Source organism: Corynebacterium sp. MSK032, assembly GCF_030232065.1.
Classification (GTDB): Bacteria; Actinomycetota; Actinomycetes; order Mycobacteriales; family Mycobacteriaceae; genus Corynebacterium; species Corynebacterium jeikeium_D.
Genome location: NZ_JASPJR010000012.1, coordinates 1 through 18,093 on the forward strand (window position 1 = coordinate 1; position 18,093 = coordinate 18,093).

General features: G+C 58.6%; 14 protein-coding genes, 1 tRNA gene and 1 other RNA gene. 6 read left to right on the forward strand and 10 right to left on the reverse strand.

Translation table 11 applies throughout. The features are described 5' to 3' along the window. Positions 1-140: 140 nt before the first annotated feature. A tRNA-Met gene (locus tag QP995_RS07790) sits at positions 141-214 on the reverse strand. Positions 215-398: 184 nt separating this feature from the next. Then, the gene (locus QP995_RS07795) at positions 399-3,386 is read right to left on the reverse strand and encodes a UPF0182 family protein (RefSeq protein ID WP_049189694.1); all 2,988 of its coding nucleotides are present in this window, start codon (positions 3,384-3,386) and stop codon (positions 399-401) included. A gap of 151 nt (positions 3,387-3,537) precedes the next feature. On the opposite strand from QP995_RS07795, the gene QP995_RS07800 reads away from it, so the two are divergent. Continuing rightward, positions 3,538-4,119, forward strand: coding sequence for a PPA1309 family protein (locus QP995_RS07800; RefSeq protein WP_016423245.1), 582 nt, complete (start codon positions 3,538-3,540; stop codon positions 4,117-4,119). 262 nt (positions 4,120-4,381) lie between these two features. Beyond that, positions 4,382-5,221 (forward strand): GDSL-type esterase/lipase family protein, encoded by an 840-nt coding sequence (locus tag QP995_RS07805; protein WP_048733544.1) that lies wholly within the window; start codon positions 4,382-4,384, stop codon positions 5,219-5,221. A gap of 73 nt (positions 5,222-5,294) precedes the next feature. On the opposite strand, the gene ssrA is transcribed toward QP995_RS07805, so the two are convergent. Further along, positions 5,295-5,679, reverse strand: a transfer-messenger RNA (tmRNA) gene (gene ssrA, locus QP995_RS07810). Between the two features lie 355 nt (positions 5,680-6,034). Here ssrA and QP995_RS07815 point away from each other — a divergent pair. Further along, entirely contained in the window at positions 6,035-6,430 is a 396-nt protein-coding gene (locus QP995_RS07815) for a DUF3887 domain-containing protein (RefSeq protein ID WP_016423247.1), read from the forward strand. A gap of 28 nt (positions 6,431-6,458) precedes the next feature. Here the strand turns inward: QP995_RS07815 and smpB are convergent, their stop codons facing one another. Continuing rightward, positions 6,459-6,962 carry an SsrA-binding protein SmpB gene (gene smpB / locus QP995_RS07820; protein ID WP_038626299.1) on the reverse strand — a complete coding sequence of 168 codons (504 nt, stop codon included), beginning with the start codon at positions 6,960-6,962 and terminating at the stop codon, positions 6,459-6,461. A gap of 178 nt (positions 6,963-7,140) precedes the next feature. Between smpB and QP995_RS07825 the strand changes: the two genes are divergently transcribed. The 3 genes from QP995_RS07825 to QP995_RS07835 all read left to right on the forward strand — a co-directional run bounded on the left by QP995_RS07825 (position 7,141) and on the right by QP995_RS07835 (position 10,680). Further along, on the forward strand, positions 7,141-8,784 hold the full coding sequence (locus QP995_RS07825) for an AbgT family transporter (RefSeq protein WP_080985600.1): 1,644 nt from the start codon (positions 7,141-7,143) through the stop codon (positions 8,782-8,784). A 163-nt stretch (positions 8,785-8,947) separates the two neighbouring features. After that, positions 8,948-9,715, forward strand: a complete 768-nt coding sequence (locus QP995_RS07830) for an alpha/beta hydrolase family protein (RefSeq protein ID WP_049193066.1) — start codon at positions 8,948-8,950, stop codon at positions 9,713-9,715. 20 nt (positions 9,716-9,735) lie between these two features. Then, positions 9,736-10,680, forward strand: a complete 945-nt coding sequence (locus tag QP995_RS07835) for a cation diffusion facilitator family transporter (RefSeq protein WP_284853087.1) — start codon at positions 9,736-9,738, stop codon at positions 10,678-10,680. 29 nt (positions 10,681-10,709) lie between these two features. Here the strand turns inward: QP995_RS07835 and QP995_RS07840 are convergent, their stop codons facing one another. The 6 genes from QP995_RS07840 to metG form a co-directional block, all read right to left on the reverse strand. After that, the gene (locus QP995_RS07840; protein WP_049171263.1) at positions 10,710-12,539 is read right to left on the reverse strand and encodes an ABC-F family ATP-binding cassette domain-containing protein; all 1,830 of its coding nucleotides are present in this window, start codon (positions 12,537-12,539) and stop codon (positions 10,710-10,712) included. Then, positions 12,523-13,038 carry an NUDIX hydrolase gene (locus QP995_RS07845; protein ID WP_284853088.1) on the reverse strand — a complete coding sequence of 172 codons (516 nt, stop codon included), beginning with the start codon at positions 13,036-13,038 and terminating at the stop codon, positions 12,523-12,525. Before QP995_RS07845 ends, QP995_RS07840 begins: the two co-directional genes overlap by 17 nt. A 24-nt stretch (positions 13,039-13,062) precedes the next feature. Beyond that, a complete protein-coding gene (rsmA, locus tag QP995_RS07850; RefSeq protein WP_049171269.1) occupies positions 13,063-13,977 on the reverse strand; it encodes a 16S rRNA (adenine(1518)-N(6)/adenine(1519)-N(6))-dimethyltransferase RsmA in 915 nt (304 codons plus the stop codon). A gap of 65 nt (positions 13,978-14,042) precedes the next feature. Further along, positions 14,043-15,182: a resuscitation-promoting factor gene (locus QP995_RS07855; RefSeq protein WP_284853089.1), complete on the reverse strand. Its 1,140-nt coding sequence runs from the start codon at positions 15,180-15,182 to the stop codon at positions 14,043-14,045. Positions 15,183-15,361: 179 nt separating this feature from the next. Continuing rightward, complete coding sequence (locus QP995_RS07860; RefSeq protein ID WP_049171274.1) at positions 15,362-16,186, reverse strand: TatD family hydrolase; 825 nt, start codon at positions 16,184-16,186, stop codon at positions 15,362-15,364. Positions 16,187-16,201: 15 nt separating this feature from the next. Beyond that, complete coding sequence (metG, locus tag QP995_RS07865) at positions 16,202-18,028, reverse strand: methionine--tRNA ligase (RefSeq protein ID WP_049171277.1); 1,827 nt, start codon at positions 18,026-18,028, stop codon at positions 16,202-16,204. Positions 18,029-18,093 lie beyond the last annotated feature (65 nt).

Genomic DNA, 18,093 nt, shown 5'->3' on the forward strand with positions numbered 1-18,093 from the left:
TGCTTATATCCGCCCGATTTACCCAGCCTAATCAGCAGTAATGCTGAAAGTCAGACACACTTTTTGCTACTTAACCCTGATTTGGCCCCAGAATAAAGAAGACCCCTACCGGCGTTGCACCGGTAGGGGTCTCTTCTTAGTGGCGGGGGCAGGATTCGAACCTACGACCTCTGGGTTATGAGCCCAGCGAGCTACCGAGCTGCTCCACCCCGCGTCAACTGTCCTGGCTTTTACAAGCACTCACAGCGGGCGCTGGTCTCTCTGACCAACGAGAAGTAACTGTAGCACGACGCTCCCAACAAAGACCAATCCCCAGGTCATAGCCAATTTCGCTACAACCTAGGGAGTCTTCGGACCATAGAAACCTATGATTCTCGGTTAACTACTCGTTGCACGTCTTACTGGCCGTTGGCCTTCTGGTAGTCAGCGGCAGCGCGGTCGAGCTCGGCAAGTGCCTGGCCCTGTGCCGCGTAGTCACCGTTCTTCTGAGCGTCGTTAAGCTTTTGCAGTGCGTCGGAGATACGGCGAGCGGCGTCGTCACGCGCGGCGACATCAACCTTGCGCTCTTCCTTCGGTGCCTCGTCGTCGGACTCAGCGTCGGCGGCATCCTTGTCCTTATCCGCCGACTGCTCCTCAGTCTCTTCCTCACCGCGGACCTTGGTCGCGGCGGAAGCATCGATACCGACCTGACTCAGAGCCTCAGTGACCGTGGCGCCATAGCCCACCTGACCGCGGTAAGCGACGAGAATACGCAGCAGCTTCGGGAATGCGGTCTCCTGGCCCTTGCGCTGGGTGTAGACCGGTTCGACGTAGAGAATCTCGCCATCGCCGACCGGCAGCGTCAGCAGGTTACCGTTGGTGACCACGTTCGTGCCCTCGAGCAGAGTACGGTCCTGGGCGACCTCATCTGCGGACATCATCGTGTCCTGCGCCTGCCGTGGACCCATGGTCTGGGTGTTGGTCGGCAGGGCACGGATGGTGATTTGACCGTACGTCTCCGGATCGGAGGAAGCGCTCATCTGGGCGGCGAGGAACTCGCGCTCCAGACCGCGGAAGGCGGAAATCAGCTGGAAGCTCGGCTTTCCGGTCTTCGGATCGGAAGCGACAACGTAGTACGGCGGCTGGGAGAGGTTCTGCTCTTCCGGCGCGGTCGGATCGGACGGGACGGACCAGAAGGAGTCATTGGCGAAGAACACGCCCGGATCGCTGACGTGGTACTTGGCCATCAGCTCACGCTGAACCTTAAACAAGTCCTCCGGGTAGCGCAGGTGCTCCTGCAGCTCCTCGGAAATCTCCGACTTTGGCTTCACCACATCCGGGAAGACACCCTCCCAGGCCTTGAGCACCGGATCCTTCTCATCGAACTCGTAGAGCTCAACGGTGCCATCGTAGGCATCGACGGTCGCCTTGACCGAGTTGCGGATGTAGCTGACCTCGCTGTTCGGCAGCGGGCGTGGAGTGCCATCCGGGTTAATGGAGTCCTGTGTGGTTTCCTGGAGGCTCATGCGCTGGGAGTACGGCATCTTGGCCAGCGTGGTGTAGCCGTCGACGATCCACTTCATACGGCCATCGACTACAGCCGGATAGGTCTTGGTGTCAGTGGTCAGCCACGGGGCGACCTTCTGAACACGGTCACGCGGATCGCGGTTGTAGATGATCTTGGAGTCCGGCCCAATGCGGTCGGACAGCAGGATGTTGAGTTCCTGGTAACGGGTGGCGAAAATCATGCGGCTGGCAAGCCCGCCTACGCCAACACCGCCCTCACCGTCGTAGGTGAAGTTACGGCCGTCGGCATCGTACTCATAGTCCTTGCCGTCACCGTTACCGCCAACAATCGCATAGTCGGCATCGCTGTTGGCGATAACCGGGCCGTAGTAGATACGCGGCTGCTTCAGGTTCAGGTTCATGCCGTTCGGGTCCTCGGACTCGAACAGGTCAGCCACGGTATACAGCGGGTAACCGCCGCGGGCGGAACCGGACTCGGAGGCAACCTCGTCGACCTTATTAGCCGGCGCAGCAACGAAACCATTGCCGTGGGTGTAGACCGTGTGACGGTTAATCCAGTCAGTCTGGTTACCCTGCAGCGTCTGCGGGTTCAGTTCACGAGCAGCGACGATGAAGTCACGGGACGCACCATCGATCTGGTAGCGGTCAATGGCAAGCGGATCGGAGAAACCATAGAAGTTCTTCAGCTGGCGCTGCTGCGTGAAGGTACGTGGCAGCACTTCCGGATCCAGGATTCGGATATTGGCCAGCGTCGCAGCATCGCGGGAAATCGAGTCCGCACCTTCCTTCGCGGCTTCCTTATCGCCTTCCTTTTCAGCCGGAACACCCCAGTCGCGCTCAACCTTCACCTTGTCGTCAGTAAGCCCGTAGTGGTAGCGCGTCGATTCAATATTGCGCGCAATGTATTCGCGTTCCTTGGAAGCGCGGTTCGGGTTAACTGAGAACTGCTCAACTGCCATCGGCCAGGCCACGCCAATCAGACCTGCGGAAACCAACATCAGCACGGTGGCAAACGCCGGGATCGAAAGATTGCGCAGGAAAATGGCCGCGAAGAATGCAGCGGCCACGACGATTGCGATGACCAGCAGCGTAATCTTCGCCGGCAGCAGCGCATTGATATCGGTGTAGGAACCACCGGTGAAGGTCTTCTGCTTGTTATTCAGCAGCTCATAGCGGTCCAGCCAGTAAGACACAGCCTTGAGCAGCATGAAAACACCGGCCCAGCACGCCAACTGCGCACGAGCCGCATTGGAAACGCGGGTCTTCTCCCCTGTAGTCGGGTTACCTGGGCGGATGCCACCAAGGAAGTAATGCGTCACCAGCGACAGCAGGAACGCAATAACTACCAGGACAACCAGCGTCGAAATGATGTACGACCACAGCGGCAACTGGAATGCATAGAAGCCCAAGTCCTTGCCGTACTGCGGGTCAGTCTCACCGAAGGACTGCCGATTTAAGAACAGCTGCACCGTCTGCCAATTACCCTGCCCCACAAGGCCACCGAGTACGCCGAATACAACGGGCAGCGTGGTGAACATCGACTTCGAACCGGATTCAGCCATCCGTCGGTACACTGCCTGCGGGCTGCGTGGATCCGTCAGTCCGAGGTCGACGGGCCGCGAGCGCCACGCCAGCCACATAGATAGAAATGTCAGTGCGCCCGTTATCAGGCCTACAGTGATAAACAGGACGATACGAGTGAGCCACGTGGTGGCGAATACCCCTCGATACCCCACTTCACCGAACCACTGAAAGTCCGTATAAAAATTGACGGCGATTGGAATAACAAAGGTCAGCGCGGCAATCACCAACACGGTAATTGCCAGCCACCCCGGTCGGCCACCCGCCGATCGTCTCGGTCGAGTCTGGTTTAGAGACAACGTCTCTCCTGTTCGAGTTGAGCTTGACTTGCCAGCGAGCTGGTAAGTCGGTCGTACGCTTATCTGTCATCTACTCTAAATAAAGTTCCTAACATTTGACTAAGGATGCTGTTAATACAGCGTTGCCAGGAAAGGGGCGTCGTCAAGCGTCATGAGCGAAAACAACGGCACTCAGACTCATCTCAGCCAGCAGGCACTCAATCGCGCCGTGCGCGAAGCTGTCGAATACGTCCACACCGAAGGTTGGGACCGCGCTCCGAGCCTCTTCGCCCTCGTCCCCACCGCCGCGCTTGCCGACGTGCTTGCCGACGAGCTGATTGACAGCGCCCCATTGACTGTCGTTGCGCAGGAACCCCTCCCCGAGGGAATTGAAGGCGGTAGCCCTGAGTTGGCGGACTTTATCGCTCGGACATCGTGGCCGGCAGGTGTCGTCGGTGCCGTGTTAGCGCAGGAAATAATGGTCATCGCTCCGGAGCAGGCGGACAGCTTTGAGGGTGCATCCCTGGACGAGGTGCGGGCACAGGCGGATGGTGAGGCGGCTCGCCAGGCACGTCTTTTCAGTGGTGTTATCAGCGAAGGTCCACACCTAACACTGATCCAACCTCGCCCCACAGAGGCGGAACTGGATGAGCGTGGGCCCTTTGCTGAAGATGAGATTGAGCTAAAAGATGGTTCTGGGGTAGCCGATGGTGTCATCGCTGCGTTGTATTCCACGTTCGGAAGCGCCTCATAAACCCACCTACCAGCGATAAGAGACAAAAAGAGGTATTGAAAGCGCCGAATATACATATAACTAGCTGATTCCGGTTGACATCGGACTTAGAACCTAGTTGTATAACAAAGTGATAAAGGCGCGTCTCTAAGTATCCGCTCAGGGTTCTGTCGGACTTGGTTCTGTCGGACTTGGTTCTTCCAGGGACGGTCTGTGGCGAAGAAATCGCGAGTGTAGCGCGAGTTTTTCCTTCTATAGGTTTTCAACTAAGAGGTTTTTAATTATGAAGAACAACGTTGTTCGCCGTGCAGCAGCCTCGGCAGCTGCAGCTTCTGCGCTGGCAGCCTCCCTCCTGACCGGTGGTGTTGCCAACGCTCTTCCTACTGGTAACTACGTTGCCTTCGGCGATTCCTTCGCTGCTAACCCGGGTCAGTCCGACCCGGCCGTACCGGGCCGTGGTGGCTGCCCGATTTCGGTCTCGAACATCGGCTCTCACGTTGCTCGTGAGACTGGTCTTGAACTGCACGACTACTCCTGCAACGGCACTACCGCTTTCATGCCGACTCAGCCGCAGAAGTCCCTGATGGGCCAGGTTGACAACGCCATCGCTCAGGGCTCCCTCGGCCCGGCTACCCAGCTGGTAACCATCTACGTTGGCGCCAATGACGCGATGCAGGGCGCTGTGCTGCCAATGCCGGTTCAGGATGACCTGTACACCACCAACGTTGTGGCCGCTGTGGAGAAGATCAAGGCCGCTAACCCAACTGCTCGCGTCATGCTGATTGGTTACCCGGCTTTCACCTCTAATGACCCGACTCACTACGCTTGCCCGGTTAACGCCGCAGGTTTCGCACCGCACATTCCGGCTGCCGGTATGCACCACTTTGAGATGGCTCTGCAGAACCGCCAGATGCGTGCTGCCGCTGAATCCGGTATCGGTTTCGTCAACATGAAGGAGGTCACCAACATCGACGTCGCAATGTGCGGTCCGGACGGTGAGCGTCAGGTCTCCGCAATTCTGGATACCGATGTTGCTTCCTACAACATGACCAACCACCCGACCTTCCACGGTTCGGCAGTTGCTGGCACCACTATCGCCAACGTCTACAAGAGCACCTTCTAAGGTCTTTCGACGTCGCTCAGACGTCTTCAAGTACAACGAAAAATCCCCGGTCGTAATGACCGGGGATTTCCATTTGTGGAGCTGCCGAGAATTGAACTCGGGTCCACCGCCAACTCGCCAGGGCTTCTCCGTGCGCAGTTCGCACGATCGCCTCTACTCGACCCTTCGGCTCAGGCAAACATGTCCGAATGACGGGCCCAGCCGCAAGTAAGAAGATCCCCGATGAGCCTTACGGCACACCCATCGGGCGAGCCCTTTTAAGTCGATGCCAGGGTCCGGACCAAAGGGCAAGCCCGGTCTGACAGACACGCTAGTCGCTTAATTAGGCAGCGAGAGCGTAGTCGCGCTGAGTGTTCTCGGCGCTTAATCAGTTGCTACGACGCTTAAACGGTGGTCTCTAGCCTGCACCGGCACGCTTCCCCTGGCTCACTGTACGGTGTCGAAACCATGTCAGCCCCATACAATGCCTTCGAGCACGGGAAAGTGCGTTGCGCTCAAAGGATGTTCAAGAATAACGCTTTACGACGGGAAAAGTCAACAAGCTTCGCCGCAAGGCCCACACCCCCCCCCGAATGTCAACTCCGGGTTGACACTGACGTCAACCAATGGTTGACTGCAGTCATGGATCCATTGACGACAATCCGTCACCGACTGCAAGCAACGAACATTGCCGAACAAGAACTTGAAGATGCCGTGGCGCAGGCTCGCGCAGCGGGCCATTCATGGGCAGAGATTGGAAATGTACTCAATATCTCCCGGCAAGCGGCATTCAAGCGGTTCGGAAGTGTCCAAAACCCCGTTTCAGGAGAATTGATGACTGCCACAAAAACTACACATATCGCCGAGCTCGGCGAAAAATTCCTTCGCCACATCATCAACGGCGAAGAAGCAGAAACCGTAAGCATGATTTCCCCAAAGCTCCGGAAGGATCTCCCCTGGTCCACTATCTACTCTGTCTGGGAAGATGTTCTCACCGAGACTGGGGCGTTCGAATCTTTCGACGACACCCAAGTCACCAGCCTCGGGGGAACCAGGACTAAGGAACCGACCTCGCAGAAACTCCTGTCGAAGATTCTCGGCACAAGTCTCGTCATCACCACCCTCAAACATGAGGCTGGCGAATGGATGGCTCGAGTTGCCTTTGACCGTCACGAAAACGTCATTGGCCTACTCATCCTCCCAGTCGATGCGACTGAGTTCCCCTTCTAAAAAGGGTTTCTTCTAATGAAGACCTCTTTTACCCCTTGATGCCCTTCACACGACGGCCCAGCGCACGAGTAGCTTCGCGCTCCTCCGTGCGGCGCTTGATGTCCTGGCGCTTGTCATAATCCTGCTTACCGCGGGCGAGTGCGAGCTCGACCTTCAAGCGGCCGTCGGTGAAATACAGCTTCAGGGGTACAAGCGTGTTGTTGCCATCGCGGACCTTGCCCCACAGGGTGTCAATCTCCTTGCGGTGCAACAACAGCTTGCGCGAGCGACGCGGTGAGTGATTAGTCCACGAACCGTAGGAGTACTCCGGGATATGCAGCCCGCGGAGCCACACTTCGCCGTCGTCGATGGTCGCGAAGGCGTCGTTAAGCGATGCTTTGCCCTCGCGCAGCGCCTTGACCTCAGTGCCCACGAGAACGACACCGCATTCGTAGGTGTCCAGAATGTTGTAGTCATGGCGGGCACGACGATTGGTGGCCACCACCGCGTTGTTGGCGCTGACCTTTTCTTTCTTCGACTTCTTCTTGCCCATAACCTGATTAACTCTAGTCGAAGAAGGTGCACTACAGCTATTCCCTAGCTATTCCCTTAACTTTCCCTTATGCGCCTGCTCGCACCCGACATACATATGCCTCTGGCCTTTTACGTTGTGACGCAACTTACTTTCCCCTAACCTTTTACCAACGTCTAACACAGAGGGATTTATATATATGGGACAGTCAAAAACGTTGGAACCGGACAAAGCGCCACCGAAGCCAAAGGGGTTCCTAGCAACACTGGAACGTATCGGCAACGCACTGCCAAATCCATTTTGGCTATTCGTGATTCTTGCCGGTGTAGTCATCGTTTCTTCGTGGCTCGGTGAGGCTGCGGGTATGCAGGCCAAGGATCCCGCGTCGGGTGACATCATCGAGGTGGAAAGCCTTGCTACCGCAGAGTACCTGCAAAAGATGGTTTCTGAGGCGGTAACGAACTTCACGGACTTCGCACCAGTTGGCCTGATTCTGGTGTGCATGCTCGGTGTCGCAATTGCGGAGTACTCCGGTTACATCGGCTCGGCAATCCGCGCGGCAATTTCCAAGGTGCACTCCCCTGTCCTGCTGACATTCATTGTTGCACTGGCCGGCGTGACTGGTTCGATCGCTTCTGATGCCGTCTACGTGATTCTCATTCCGCTGGGTGCCGCCTCATTCGCCGCAGTTGGTCGTAACCCCATTGTCGGTGCGATGGTCGCCTTTGCCGCCTCGTCAGCCGGGTTCAATTCGTCGCTGGTGCTCAACATCACCGATGTACTGCTGGCGGGTATCTCCACGCATGCGGCGCACTTCGTGGATCCGGAATACGTGGTTTCACCTCTGGCCAACTACTTCTTCACCATGGCTTCGTCCATTGTGCTGGCTCTGATTATTACCGCCGTTACTGAACTGTTTATTACCAAGCACGTGGAGAAGACCGTCCACGACGACCACATTGACCACGATGCCGCGGAATTCACCAAACCGGGCGCTTCGGAGGAAGCTGCCGAGGAAAACGCCAAGAAGGAGGAGCGGAACACCGCATCTAGCAGCTCCAGCAATGGCCGCGACAAGCTAATCCTCAACGATGCCGAACGACGTGGCCTCCGCTACGGCAACATCGCCGCTGTCATCTTCCTGGCGCTTTGGTTCGCTGCCCTGTTCATCCCGGGTTCGCCTCTGCGCGGCGAAGGCGACGGCATCTTGAATTCCGTGCTGCTTACCGACGTCGTGGTGTCCATTGCCGTCTTCTTCGCAGTGGTCGGCATTGCGTACGGCATCGGTGCCAAAACCATCACCTCCTCTGCAGACGTGCCCGCCTTCATGGAACGTGGCCTGGGTACACTGACCACAATGATGGTGCTCTTCTTCGCCGTCTCGCAGTTCACGGCCTACTTCAAGTGGTCCAATATCGGTCAGTGGACCGCTATCAAGGGCTCCGAATTCCTGACCAAGGCGGATCTGCCGCCGCTGTTGCTCTTTGCTGCCTTCGTCCTGATGGTGGCTGTTCTCAACCTGCTGATTACCTCGGGCTCCGCACAGTGGGCTCTGATGGCGCCGGTCGTTGTGCCGATGCTGATGTACGTCAACGTCTCCCCAGAGGTCTCCCAGCAGCTATTCCGTATTGGTGACTCCCCGACCAACATCATTACACCGATGTCTCCGTACTTCGCGCTGGCGCTGACTTTCCTGCAGAAGTACTACAAGCCTGCGGGTGTCGGCACGCTGATGTCGCTGGCCATCCCGTACTCGCTGTGCATGATGGTGGGCTGGTTCCTATTCTTTGTCGTGTGGTACCTCGCGGGCATTCCGCTGGGGCCAGGGGTTCCGGTGCGTTAACTCACAGCCACTAGGAGATTGAGGGATTGGTCGAATTTTTCGCCCAATCCCTCACTTATTTGTGGCACCCGGGCTTAATATTGCGTACGGTCGCCACCACAATGGGCGTCGTAAAGCGAAAACGTACACACATTGAGCACACACTGAGACGCGGATATAACCTATGCCAACAAAGCACCTAAAATTTACGGGATCGACCGGCGAGACTCTGGCTGCATCAATTGATTTGCCGGACGGTCAGCCACGCGCGTGGGCGCTATTTGGTCATTGCTTCACGTGTAATCGGATGGTGCCCGGCGCGTCACGCACCTGTAAGGCGCTGGCGAAGAAGGGCATTGCGGCATTCCGGTTCGACTTCACTGGCCTCGGGCAGTCCACTGGTGATTTCGGTGAGACGACGTTCCAGACCAACATCGATGATCTTAAGGCCGCCTACGAGTTCATGGAGGCAGAATTTGAGGCCCCCGCGCTACTGATTGGGCACTCGCTCGGTGGTGCAGCGGCGCTGAACGCCGGCCACGATATGCCGAAGGTCAAGGCGGTTGCGACAATCGGTGCACCCTTCGATCCGGCACACTCGATTGTGCGCATCGCCGGTGACATTTCGACGGTCGATGAGCACGGCACGCAGGTTCTGCAGATTGAAGGTCGTGGCATTCCCATCTCCCGTGAGTTCTTGGAAGTGTTGGCGGACTACAACCCGGAGGTTTATCTCAGCCAGCTGCGCAAGCCGCTGCTTATTCTGCATTCCCCGACCGACCAGACTGTTGGTATCGATAGCGCCCAGAAGATTTTCCAGGTATCTCGCTATCCAAAATCTCTGATGAGCTTGGATCGCGCGGACCACTTGCTCACTCGCGCTAAGTCCGCCGCGCGCGCTGCTGACCTGATTTATGCGTGGGCGGATAGCTATCTTCCGGAGGCTGAATAGCCCTGTTATCATTAGGGGTTATGGACACAACTGAACACTCTGGCCACTCACACGGCCACGACCACGCTCATTTTGACCCCGCGAATACTCCTGCCCGTCGCCTGCTCGTGGCTGCGGGTCTGACTCTTGCCGTATTTCTCGCCGAGCTCATCGGTGGCTTGGTTTCGGGTTCGCTGGCGTTGCTGGCAGATGCCGGCCATATGGTGACGGACTCCGCGGGCCTGCTTATGGCAGTTGCCGGTTTGGCTATCGCCCAGCGCGGTGCGAATCACCGCGCGACGTACGGGTACCGTCGTGTTGAGGTTCTGACTGCTCTTATCAACGGTCTGACAGTTTTCATCATTGCCGCTGTGATTCTCTGGGGCGCAATCCGGCGTTTTGGCTCCCCAGAACAATCGGAAATTCAGACCACGTCGATGCTCATCATCGCGGTCATCGGCCTGCTCACCAATGTTATTGCGGCCTTTCTGCTCGCGGGGGCTGCCAAGGAAAGCGTCAACGTCCGCGGTGCGTATCTGCATGTGCTTGTCGACGCCGCTGGTTCGGTTGCCGTCATTATCTCCGCTATCGCTATCGCATACACCGGCTGGACTGCCATCGACTCTGTGGTCTCCATCGTGATTGCGCTCTTCATCGTCCCCCGAGCCGCCGTTCTGGTGCGCGACTGTCTCCACGTGTTGCTGGAGTACACCCCGAAGGGCGTCGACACTGAGAGAATCACTGCTGACCTGTCTGACTTGGACGGAGTGGTCGATGTCCACGATCTCCACGTCTGGTCCCTCAACGGCAGCGACCTACTGGCATCTGTCCATCTCGTGCGCTGCGACACGCTCCCCAACGGCGACGAGCACGCATTGCTCGACCGCGCGCAGGCACTGCTTCACGACGTCCACGGGATTGAACACGCCACGGTGCAAATTGAAAGAACCGGGCACGCTGACCACGAGTACCCGGCTCATACCTAAAATGTTCGGCTAGTAGCTGAAGTAAGATGCTAGCCCTCGAGCTGCTCCCCTAGCTCCAGCCACTCCATCTCCAGCTCTGCCTTCTGCTCAACCACCTCCGCAGCACGGCGATCGAGGTCCGCCAGCTTTTGTGTGTCCAAGTTGGCTACATCAGCACTCGCTTCCGCCATCTGCGCATGCAGTTCACTTTCTTGCTGGCTGAGCTTCGCCATCTTCCGCTCCAGAGCACTCATCTTCTTCTGGACAGCATGAGCTTCCGCAGCCGAGAGCTTCGAGGTATCCTCCTCTGAAGCTGCGCCACGGGTCTGCGGACTACCGGCATTTGCTTGAGAGGCACCACCACTAGCGGCCGAGTCAGCCAGCTGTGCGCGACGCTGGAGGTACTGACTAATCCCGCCTGGCAAGTTCGTCAGCTCGCCATCGCCGAAGAGGGCCCAGGTCGAGTCGGCAATACGCTCAATCAGGTAGCGGTCGTGCGAGATGACCACCAACGTGCCCGGCCAATTGTCCAGCAGGTCTTCCAATTCCTGCAGCGTGTCAATATCCAGGTCATTCGTCGGCTCGTCGAGCAGCAGGAAGTTCGGCTCACTCATCAACACGCGTGTGAGTTGCAAGCGGCGACGCTCACCGCCGGAGAGGTCTGCGATTGGGGTGCGCTGCCGCTTCGGGGAAAAACCCAGTCGCTCCGCCAGTTGCGAGGCGCTAATCTGCTTCTTGCCCAGGTCAATGTAGGTCGCCACGTCCTCCACAGCGTCGAGCACACGCATATCCAGCGGCAGATCATCGAGCTCCTGTCGCAGCCAACCCAGACGCACCGTCTTGCCCTCAATCCGCTTGCCATCGCTTAAGGGGTAGTCTCCCGCCAATGCGCGCAACAAAGTCGTCTTACCCGAGCCGTTGACACCGACCAGGCCAATGCGCTCGCCGGGGGCCAGACGCCACGTGACGTCGTTAAGCAATTCCCTACCATCGGGCGTTTCCAGGGACGCATGCTCTAGCTCTACGACCACCTTGCCCTGTCGACGCTGCGAAAACGCCATCAACTCCACGGAATCACGCGGCGCCGGGACATCGGCGATGAGAGCCTCAGCTGCTTCGATGCGGTAGCGAGGCTTCGAGGTGCGGGCCGGCGCACCCCGGCGCAACCACGCGAGTTCCTTACGCGCAAGGTTCTGGCGACGCTGCTCGGCGGCATCGGCTTGGCGCGCACGCTCGGCACGCGCGAACGTCCAGTCGTTGTAACCGCCATCGTAAAAATCGACGGTGCCATCGTGGACTTCCCACGTCTTCGTGGCAACGGTATCCAGGAACCAACGATCGTGCGTGACGACGACCAGGGCTGCCCGGCGCGAAAGAACATGATCGGCCAACCACTGCACACCCTCAATATCGAGGTGGTTCGTTGGCTCATCGAGAATGAGCAGATCCAGATCTCGGACCAGCGCGGCCGCCAGGTTAACGCGACGGCGCTCACCACCGGAGAGATTGGCGACCTTGGTATCCATACCGAGGTCATTGATACCGATGCCATCGAGGACCTCGCGGATGGAAGCGTTACCCGCCCACTCGTGTTCAGCGAGTCCCAGCGGTGCAATGACGCACTCAAACACGGTGGAATTCGGGTCGAGCTCGGCGCCCTGGGTGACATGCGCCATGGCCATGTCGTTGGCTCGCGAAATACGTCCGGAGTCCGCTGGCTCCACGCCTGCCAGAATCTTCAGCAGTGTGGACTTGCCGCCACCGTTCAAACCGACAACACCGATGCGGTCGCCCTCTTGAACACCGAGGCTGACGCCGTCGAGCAGAGTCTTGAGCCCGAAGGACTTAGAAATATTCTCGCAATTAATAAGATTCGCCATGATGAGTATTTATTGTGCCCCATTCGACGTTGCCAAGCACACGCCGGACATACCAGGCCACCGGCAGCTCATCGAACTGCTCTCGGGTTACCCATTTAAATTCCGGATGCTCGCCGCTGAGCTGGACATTCTGCGTGTCGTCGGCCTCGCGTACTAGAAAGGTCACCGTGTGGAAGCGGAAATTCTCCCCGCCCAAGTCCGGATTGGAATAATGGGCAAATTCGCTGACCTCCGCTGCGCGCAAGCCGGCCTCTTCACGCAGTTCGCGCACAGCGGCCTCCACGGGCTCCTCCCCCGCGTCTAGCTTGCCACCGGGCAAATCCCACTGGCCCCCGAGGAAGCCCTCGTATTCACGCAGCAGAAGCAGCAAGCGGTCACCGCGGAAAACTATGCAGTTGCACACCCAGCCGTCGTCGTCAGGCCAGAACTTAGTCCAAGCCAGGCTGCGCGGTTCGCGCCGGCCGATCTCGGCCCTACTGGGGGTGTCGTCACGGTGCATGGGGGAAAGATTGCCTGTCCTTTATTAAAAGCGCTGGTCTCGTGAGACCTCAGCGAGACGAACGAAATCGGCAATTTCAAGCTTCTCTCCTCGCTGCTTGGGGTCAATCCCCGCTGCCATAAGCGCCTCTTCGGCTGCGGCACCAGATCCGTAAATCCCCGATAGGGCCGCCCGGAGGGTCTTGCGGCGTTGCGCAAAAGCAGCGTCGATAAGCGGGAAAAGGCGTGCGCGGAACTGCGGCGAGATTTCCCACGGGGCCTCGGGGGCATCGGCGGTCTTGGAGTTCTCTGGAGCGTCGGAGCGAGCGTAGCAGTCAATGCGAACGAGCCCGGAATCAACCTTGGGGACCGGCCAGAAGACGTGCGGACCAATGGCACCGGCGCGACGCACTGTGCCGTAGTAGGCGGCCTTGACACTGGGGACACCGTAGATCTTGGAGCCCGGCTGAGCCGCCAGCCGGTCAGCGACCTCAGACTGCACCATCACGAGCACGCGACGGATGGTGGGCAGCTCGGCAAGCATGTGCAGGAGCACCGGTACAGAAACGTTGTATGGCAGATTGGCCACCAGCGCATCTGGGGCAGTCTGAAAGTCCTCGCGGCTGACCTTCAGCGCGTCTTTCTCAATGAGCTCAAGTGCGCAGCCCTCGGCGCGCTCAGTGACTGTCTGGGGCAGACGCGCCGCCAGCCGCGAATCGATTTCAACAGCCGCCGCGCGGCCGCAGTGTTCGAGCAGCCCGAGGGTCAGCGAGCCCAAGCCGGGGCCAACCTCAACAGGGTAGGAATCCTCCGGCAAGTCCGCCGCAGCGACAATTCGACGCACGGTGTTGGCGTCGTGGACGAAGTTCTGCCCCAATTTCTTCGTCGGGACAATATCCAACTGCGCCGCCAAGTCGCGTACTTCGACCGGCCCCAAGAAAGAAACTTCTGCTTTAGTCACAGTTAGATACTACGGGGTCAACACAAAAAATAGGCTTAGCTCGTTATGGCTAGACGGAACTAGCTTTAACGAAGCCCCATGGAAGCGGTACAAGCGGGCCATGCGCCCCAACCCTGACCAGCCTGGACACGCTCAGCGACAGCAATCTGCTGCTCGCGGGAAGCCTGCGATGCACGCGGTGCATACTCAGTACCGCCGTAAGCTGCCCAAGTGGAATCGGTGAACTGCAGACCACCGGAGAAACCGTTACCGGTATCGATAGCCCAGTCGCCGCCGGACTCACACTGAGCCAGCTGATCCCACACGCCGTAGCCGGCAGCCGGAGCTGCAATGCGGGACTTAGTGCCCTGGCGAATAGTGGAGATACCCGGAGCCTTTAGCTCCTTTTCTTCCAGGACCTCGCGTCCGAGCTCTTCACCATCGCGAGAGGTGACCTTGACCTGACGCTCTACCTGGCCCGGTTCACCTTCCTGCTCAACGATGCGCTCATCTTCGAACATCGAATCATCTTCAATGATGTTCTCGTGAGCTGGAATCTCCTCAGTCTCGGTGATGGTCTTATCAATCAGACGAGACAGAGCGATGCGCATCCCCTCGGTGACCGGAGCATCCAGACCCGGCTCGACGGTGTCATCTTCACGCAGTTCAATGCCACGCTGAGCCAGCACATCTCCGACGGTCATAGCCGGGACGGTCAGGTCGATGTCCTTGGCATCGTCGTGAAGCACAATATTCTTGGCACGAACGACGTCGAGTTCGACTCCCTTAGTGGAAATCTCGCCCTTTTCGACCTCGACCTTGTCCTTATCGGAGATGAGCCCCTGCTTCTTCAGACCTTCAATCAGCTCATCGGTAGTGATGGCATTGGTCTTGTGCTCCTGCGGCTTGCCATCGACAATCATCGTGACTGGCTTGGCAGAGCGGTAGACCAGCTTGCCGCCGTCCGTGAGATCGCCCTGACGCTGAACCAGGTCGCCACCGGTGGTTTCGACACCAGCCTTCTGCAGAATGGCCTTGTCATCCTTGGACCAGGTTGCGATTTGCTCAACCTTACCGTCGATTTCGACGGTGATGGTGTCATAGTTGGATGCTGCGACAGTACCACCCAGAGCAACAGCAGCGACCAGACCGCCTGCGGCAATCTTGGACGAAGTGGAGACTCCGTCATTAGCACGATTGAGATGACGCTTCTTCGCAGCACTCACGGGGTTCGTCACAGCCTTTCGGAGGATGGGGCAGCTAGCAAATGAAAGAAATACAGTTTGTAACAGTACGGTAAAGATTCAGTGTTGTCTAAAATATATCGATAAAAGTGACGGGAAATACAACAAACCGCCCCGGCTGCATTTCCACAGCTCAGGGGCGGCAATACGCCAGCACGTGCTTAAATGCCGTACACCCGACGTGCATTATCCGTCAAAATCTGTGCCATCTCCTCCGCCCCGATTTCTCGGGCTGCGGCCATCGCACGCGCCTGATGACCGATAAAAGTGGACTCGTTGCGCGCACCTCGGAAAGGCTCCGCGGTCATGTACGGGGCATCGGTTTCCACCAGCAGCTGCTCCGCCGGCGCCTCAGCCACAGCCTGCCGCAGGTAATCATTGCGTTTGAAGGTCACGTTGCCGGTAAAACTCAGCAGGTAACCGCGTGCAATGGCTTCGCGGGCAACCTCGATGGGCGAAGAGAAACAGTGCAAAATGACCGTATTGTCGTAGCCGTCCAACGCCGCCATCAGGTCTTCATCGGCGTCGCGGTTATGAATCATCAACGGCTTGCCGACGGTTGCTGCGAGCTCCATATGCCACTGCAACGCAGCCAGCTGTTCGCTCTTCGACGCGCAGCCGTCGAGGGAATCCAGCCAGTACCAATCCAATCCCGTCTCCCCCACGGCCACAACCCTGGGGTCGGCAGCCATTTCGGTTAAGCGGGCCTTGGCGTCGTCGTCAAGCTCGTGCGCGCGCGTCGGATGGATGGCGGCGGCGGCCCAGACGTTGGGGTGCGCGTGCGCAGCGGCAAAGGCCAGTTCGGTTTCCGGCATGCCATCGCCGACCGTGCAGACTCCGACGACGCCCGCTGCGGCGGCCCGGTCCATGAGCGCCGCAATCTCTTCCGGAGTTTGCGCCCCACAGGACGCGAGATGCGTGTGGGCGTCAAACAGCGGAGTGAGATACTCCGCGGGTTCTGCAATCTTGCGTTTGCGCTTTCCCATACCTCTACTGAGCCCCTACTTCACCTGTGCCCACTCGGGGCCGTGCTCAGCCAACTCAGAGTCGAGCTTGGTGAAAATCGGCTTCGGCTTGGCCAGCGCCGTACCCGGCTCAATGTCGAAGCGACGCCAGGCGGCCTTCTGATTGACGTAGTCACCGGTGATGATTGGGTAGCTCCTACCCTCTGCCGGCAGGTCAGCGCCGACCGGTTCGACCGGCATGTCGTCCTGGACTTCCTGGACTTCTGGCATTGCGGCCCAGATCCCCTCGCCGCCCAGGGTCTCGAAGACCTTCTGCGAGCTTTCCGGCAGGTACGGGGTCAGCAGCACATTGGCGTCGCTGACTACCTGCAGTGCTGTCCACAGCACGGTGGCGAGACGCTCGCGCTGGGACTCGTCCTTCGCCAGCTTCCACGGCTCCTGCGCAGCAATGTAGGCGTTGGCCTCTCCGACCAAGTGCATGGCGGCGGTGATACCGGCGCGGAAGCGGGACAGCGCAAGCGCGTCGCCGACCTCGGCGAAGGAACGCTCAGCCAGGTCGAGCAGTTCACGGTCAGCGTCAGTGAGTTCGCCCGGAGTTGGCACCTCACCGAAGTTCTTGAAAGCCATGGACACGGTGCGGTTGACCAGGTTGCCCCAGGAGTTGGCCAGCTCGTTATTCACGCGGCGGACGAACTCATCCCAGGTGAAGTCGGTGTCCTGGTTCTCCGGGCCTGCCATCGCGATGAAGTAGCGCAGCGGATCCGGACCAAACTCCGCCAGGAAGTCCTTCACATAGATGACAACGCCCTTGGAAGAGGAGAACTTCGAGCCCGACATGGTCAGGTACTCCGAGGAGACGACCTCCGTCGGCAGGTTCAACTCACCGAGCTCCCCGACCTCGCCCCCGCGGGAGCCCTCGCCACGGTAGCCCAGCAGCTCAGCCGGCCAAATCTGGGAGTGGAAGGTGATGTTGTCCTTGCCCATGAAATAGTAGGACAGCGCCTCCGGGTCATTCCACCACTTGCGCCACGCTTCCGGGTCACCAATGCGCCAGGCCCACTCGATGGAAGCGGATAGGTAACCGACGACGGCGTCGAACCAAACGTAGAGTTTCTTCGTCCCGTTTTCCGACCAGCCCTCCAGCGGAATCGGCACACCCCAGTCAATATCACGGCTCATTGCACGCGGACGGATGTCCTTCAGGATGTTCAGGGAGAACTTCAGCACGTTCGGGCGCCAGTCCTTGCGCTCCTGCAGCCACTCGGTCAAGGCCTCTGCCAGAGCCGGCAGGTCTAGCAGGAAGTGCTCAGTTTCAACGAACTTCGGGGTCTCGCCGTTGATTTTCGACACCGGATCAATCAGATCGGCCGGGTCAAGCTGGTTACCGCAGTTGTCGCACTGGTCGCCGCGGGCACCGGAAGCGCCACAAATTGGGCAGGTACCTTCGATGTAACGGTCCGGCAGGGTGCGACCGGTCGACGGGGAAATCGCACCCATCGTGGTCTGCTTGACCATATAGCCGTTTTCGTAGAGCCCACGGAAGAGCTCCTGGACAACGGCGTAGTGGTTGCGCGTGGTTGTGCGCGTAAACAGGTCGTAGGAAAGCCCCAGACCCGCGAGGTCCTGCACAATCTGGCGGTTGTAACGGTCGGCCAATTCCTGGACAGAAACGCCTTCCTTCTCCGCCTGCACAAGCAGTGGCGTGCCATGCTCATCAGTACCGGAGACCATCAGCACGTCATTGCCAATCATTCGCTGGTAGCGAGCGAAAACGTCCGAGGGGACACCGAAACCTGCAACATGGCCGATATGTCGCGGACCGTTAGCGTACGGCCACGCAACTGCTGTGAAAATGCGAGACATATTTAACAGGGTAATAGATGACCTACCATCACGATGAACTGTGCCCTCATGAAGTCTTCCAAGAA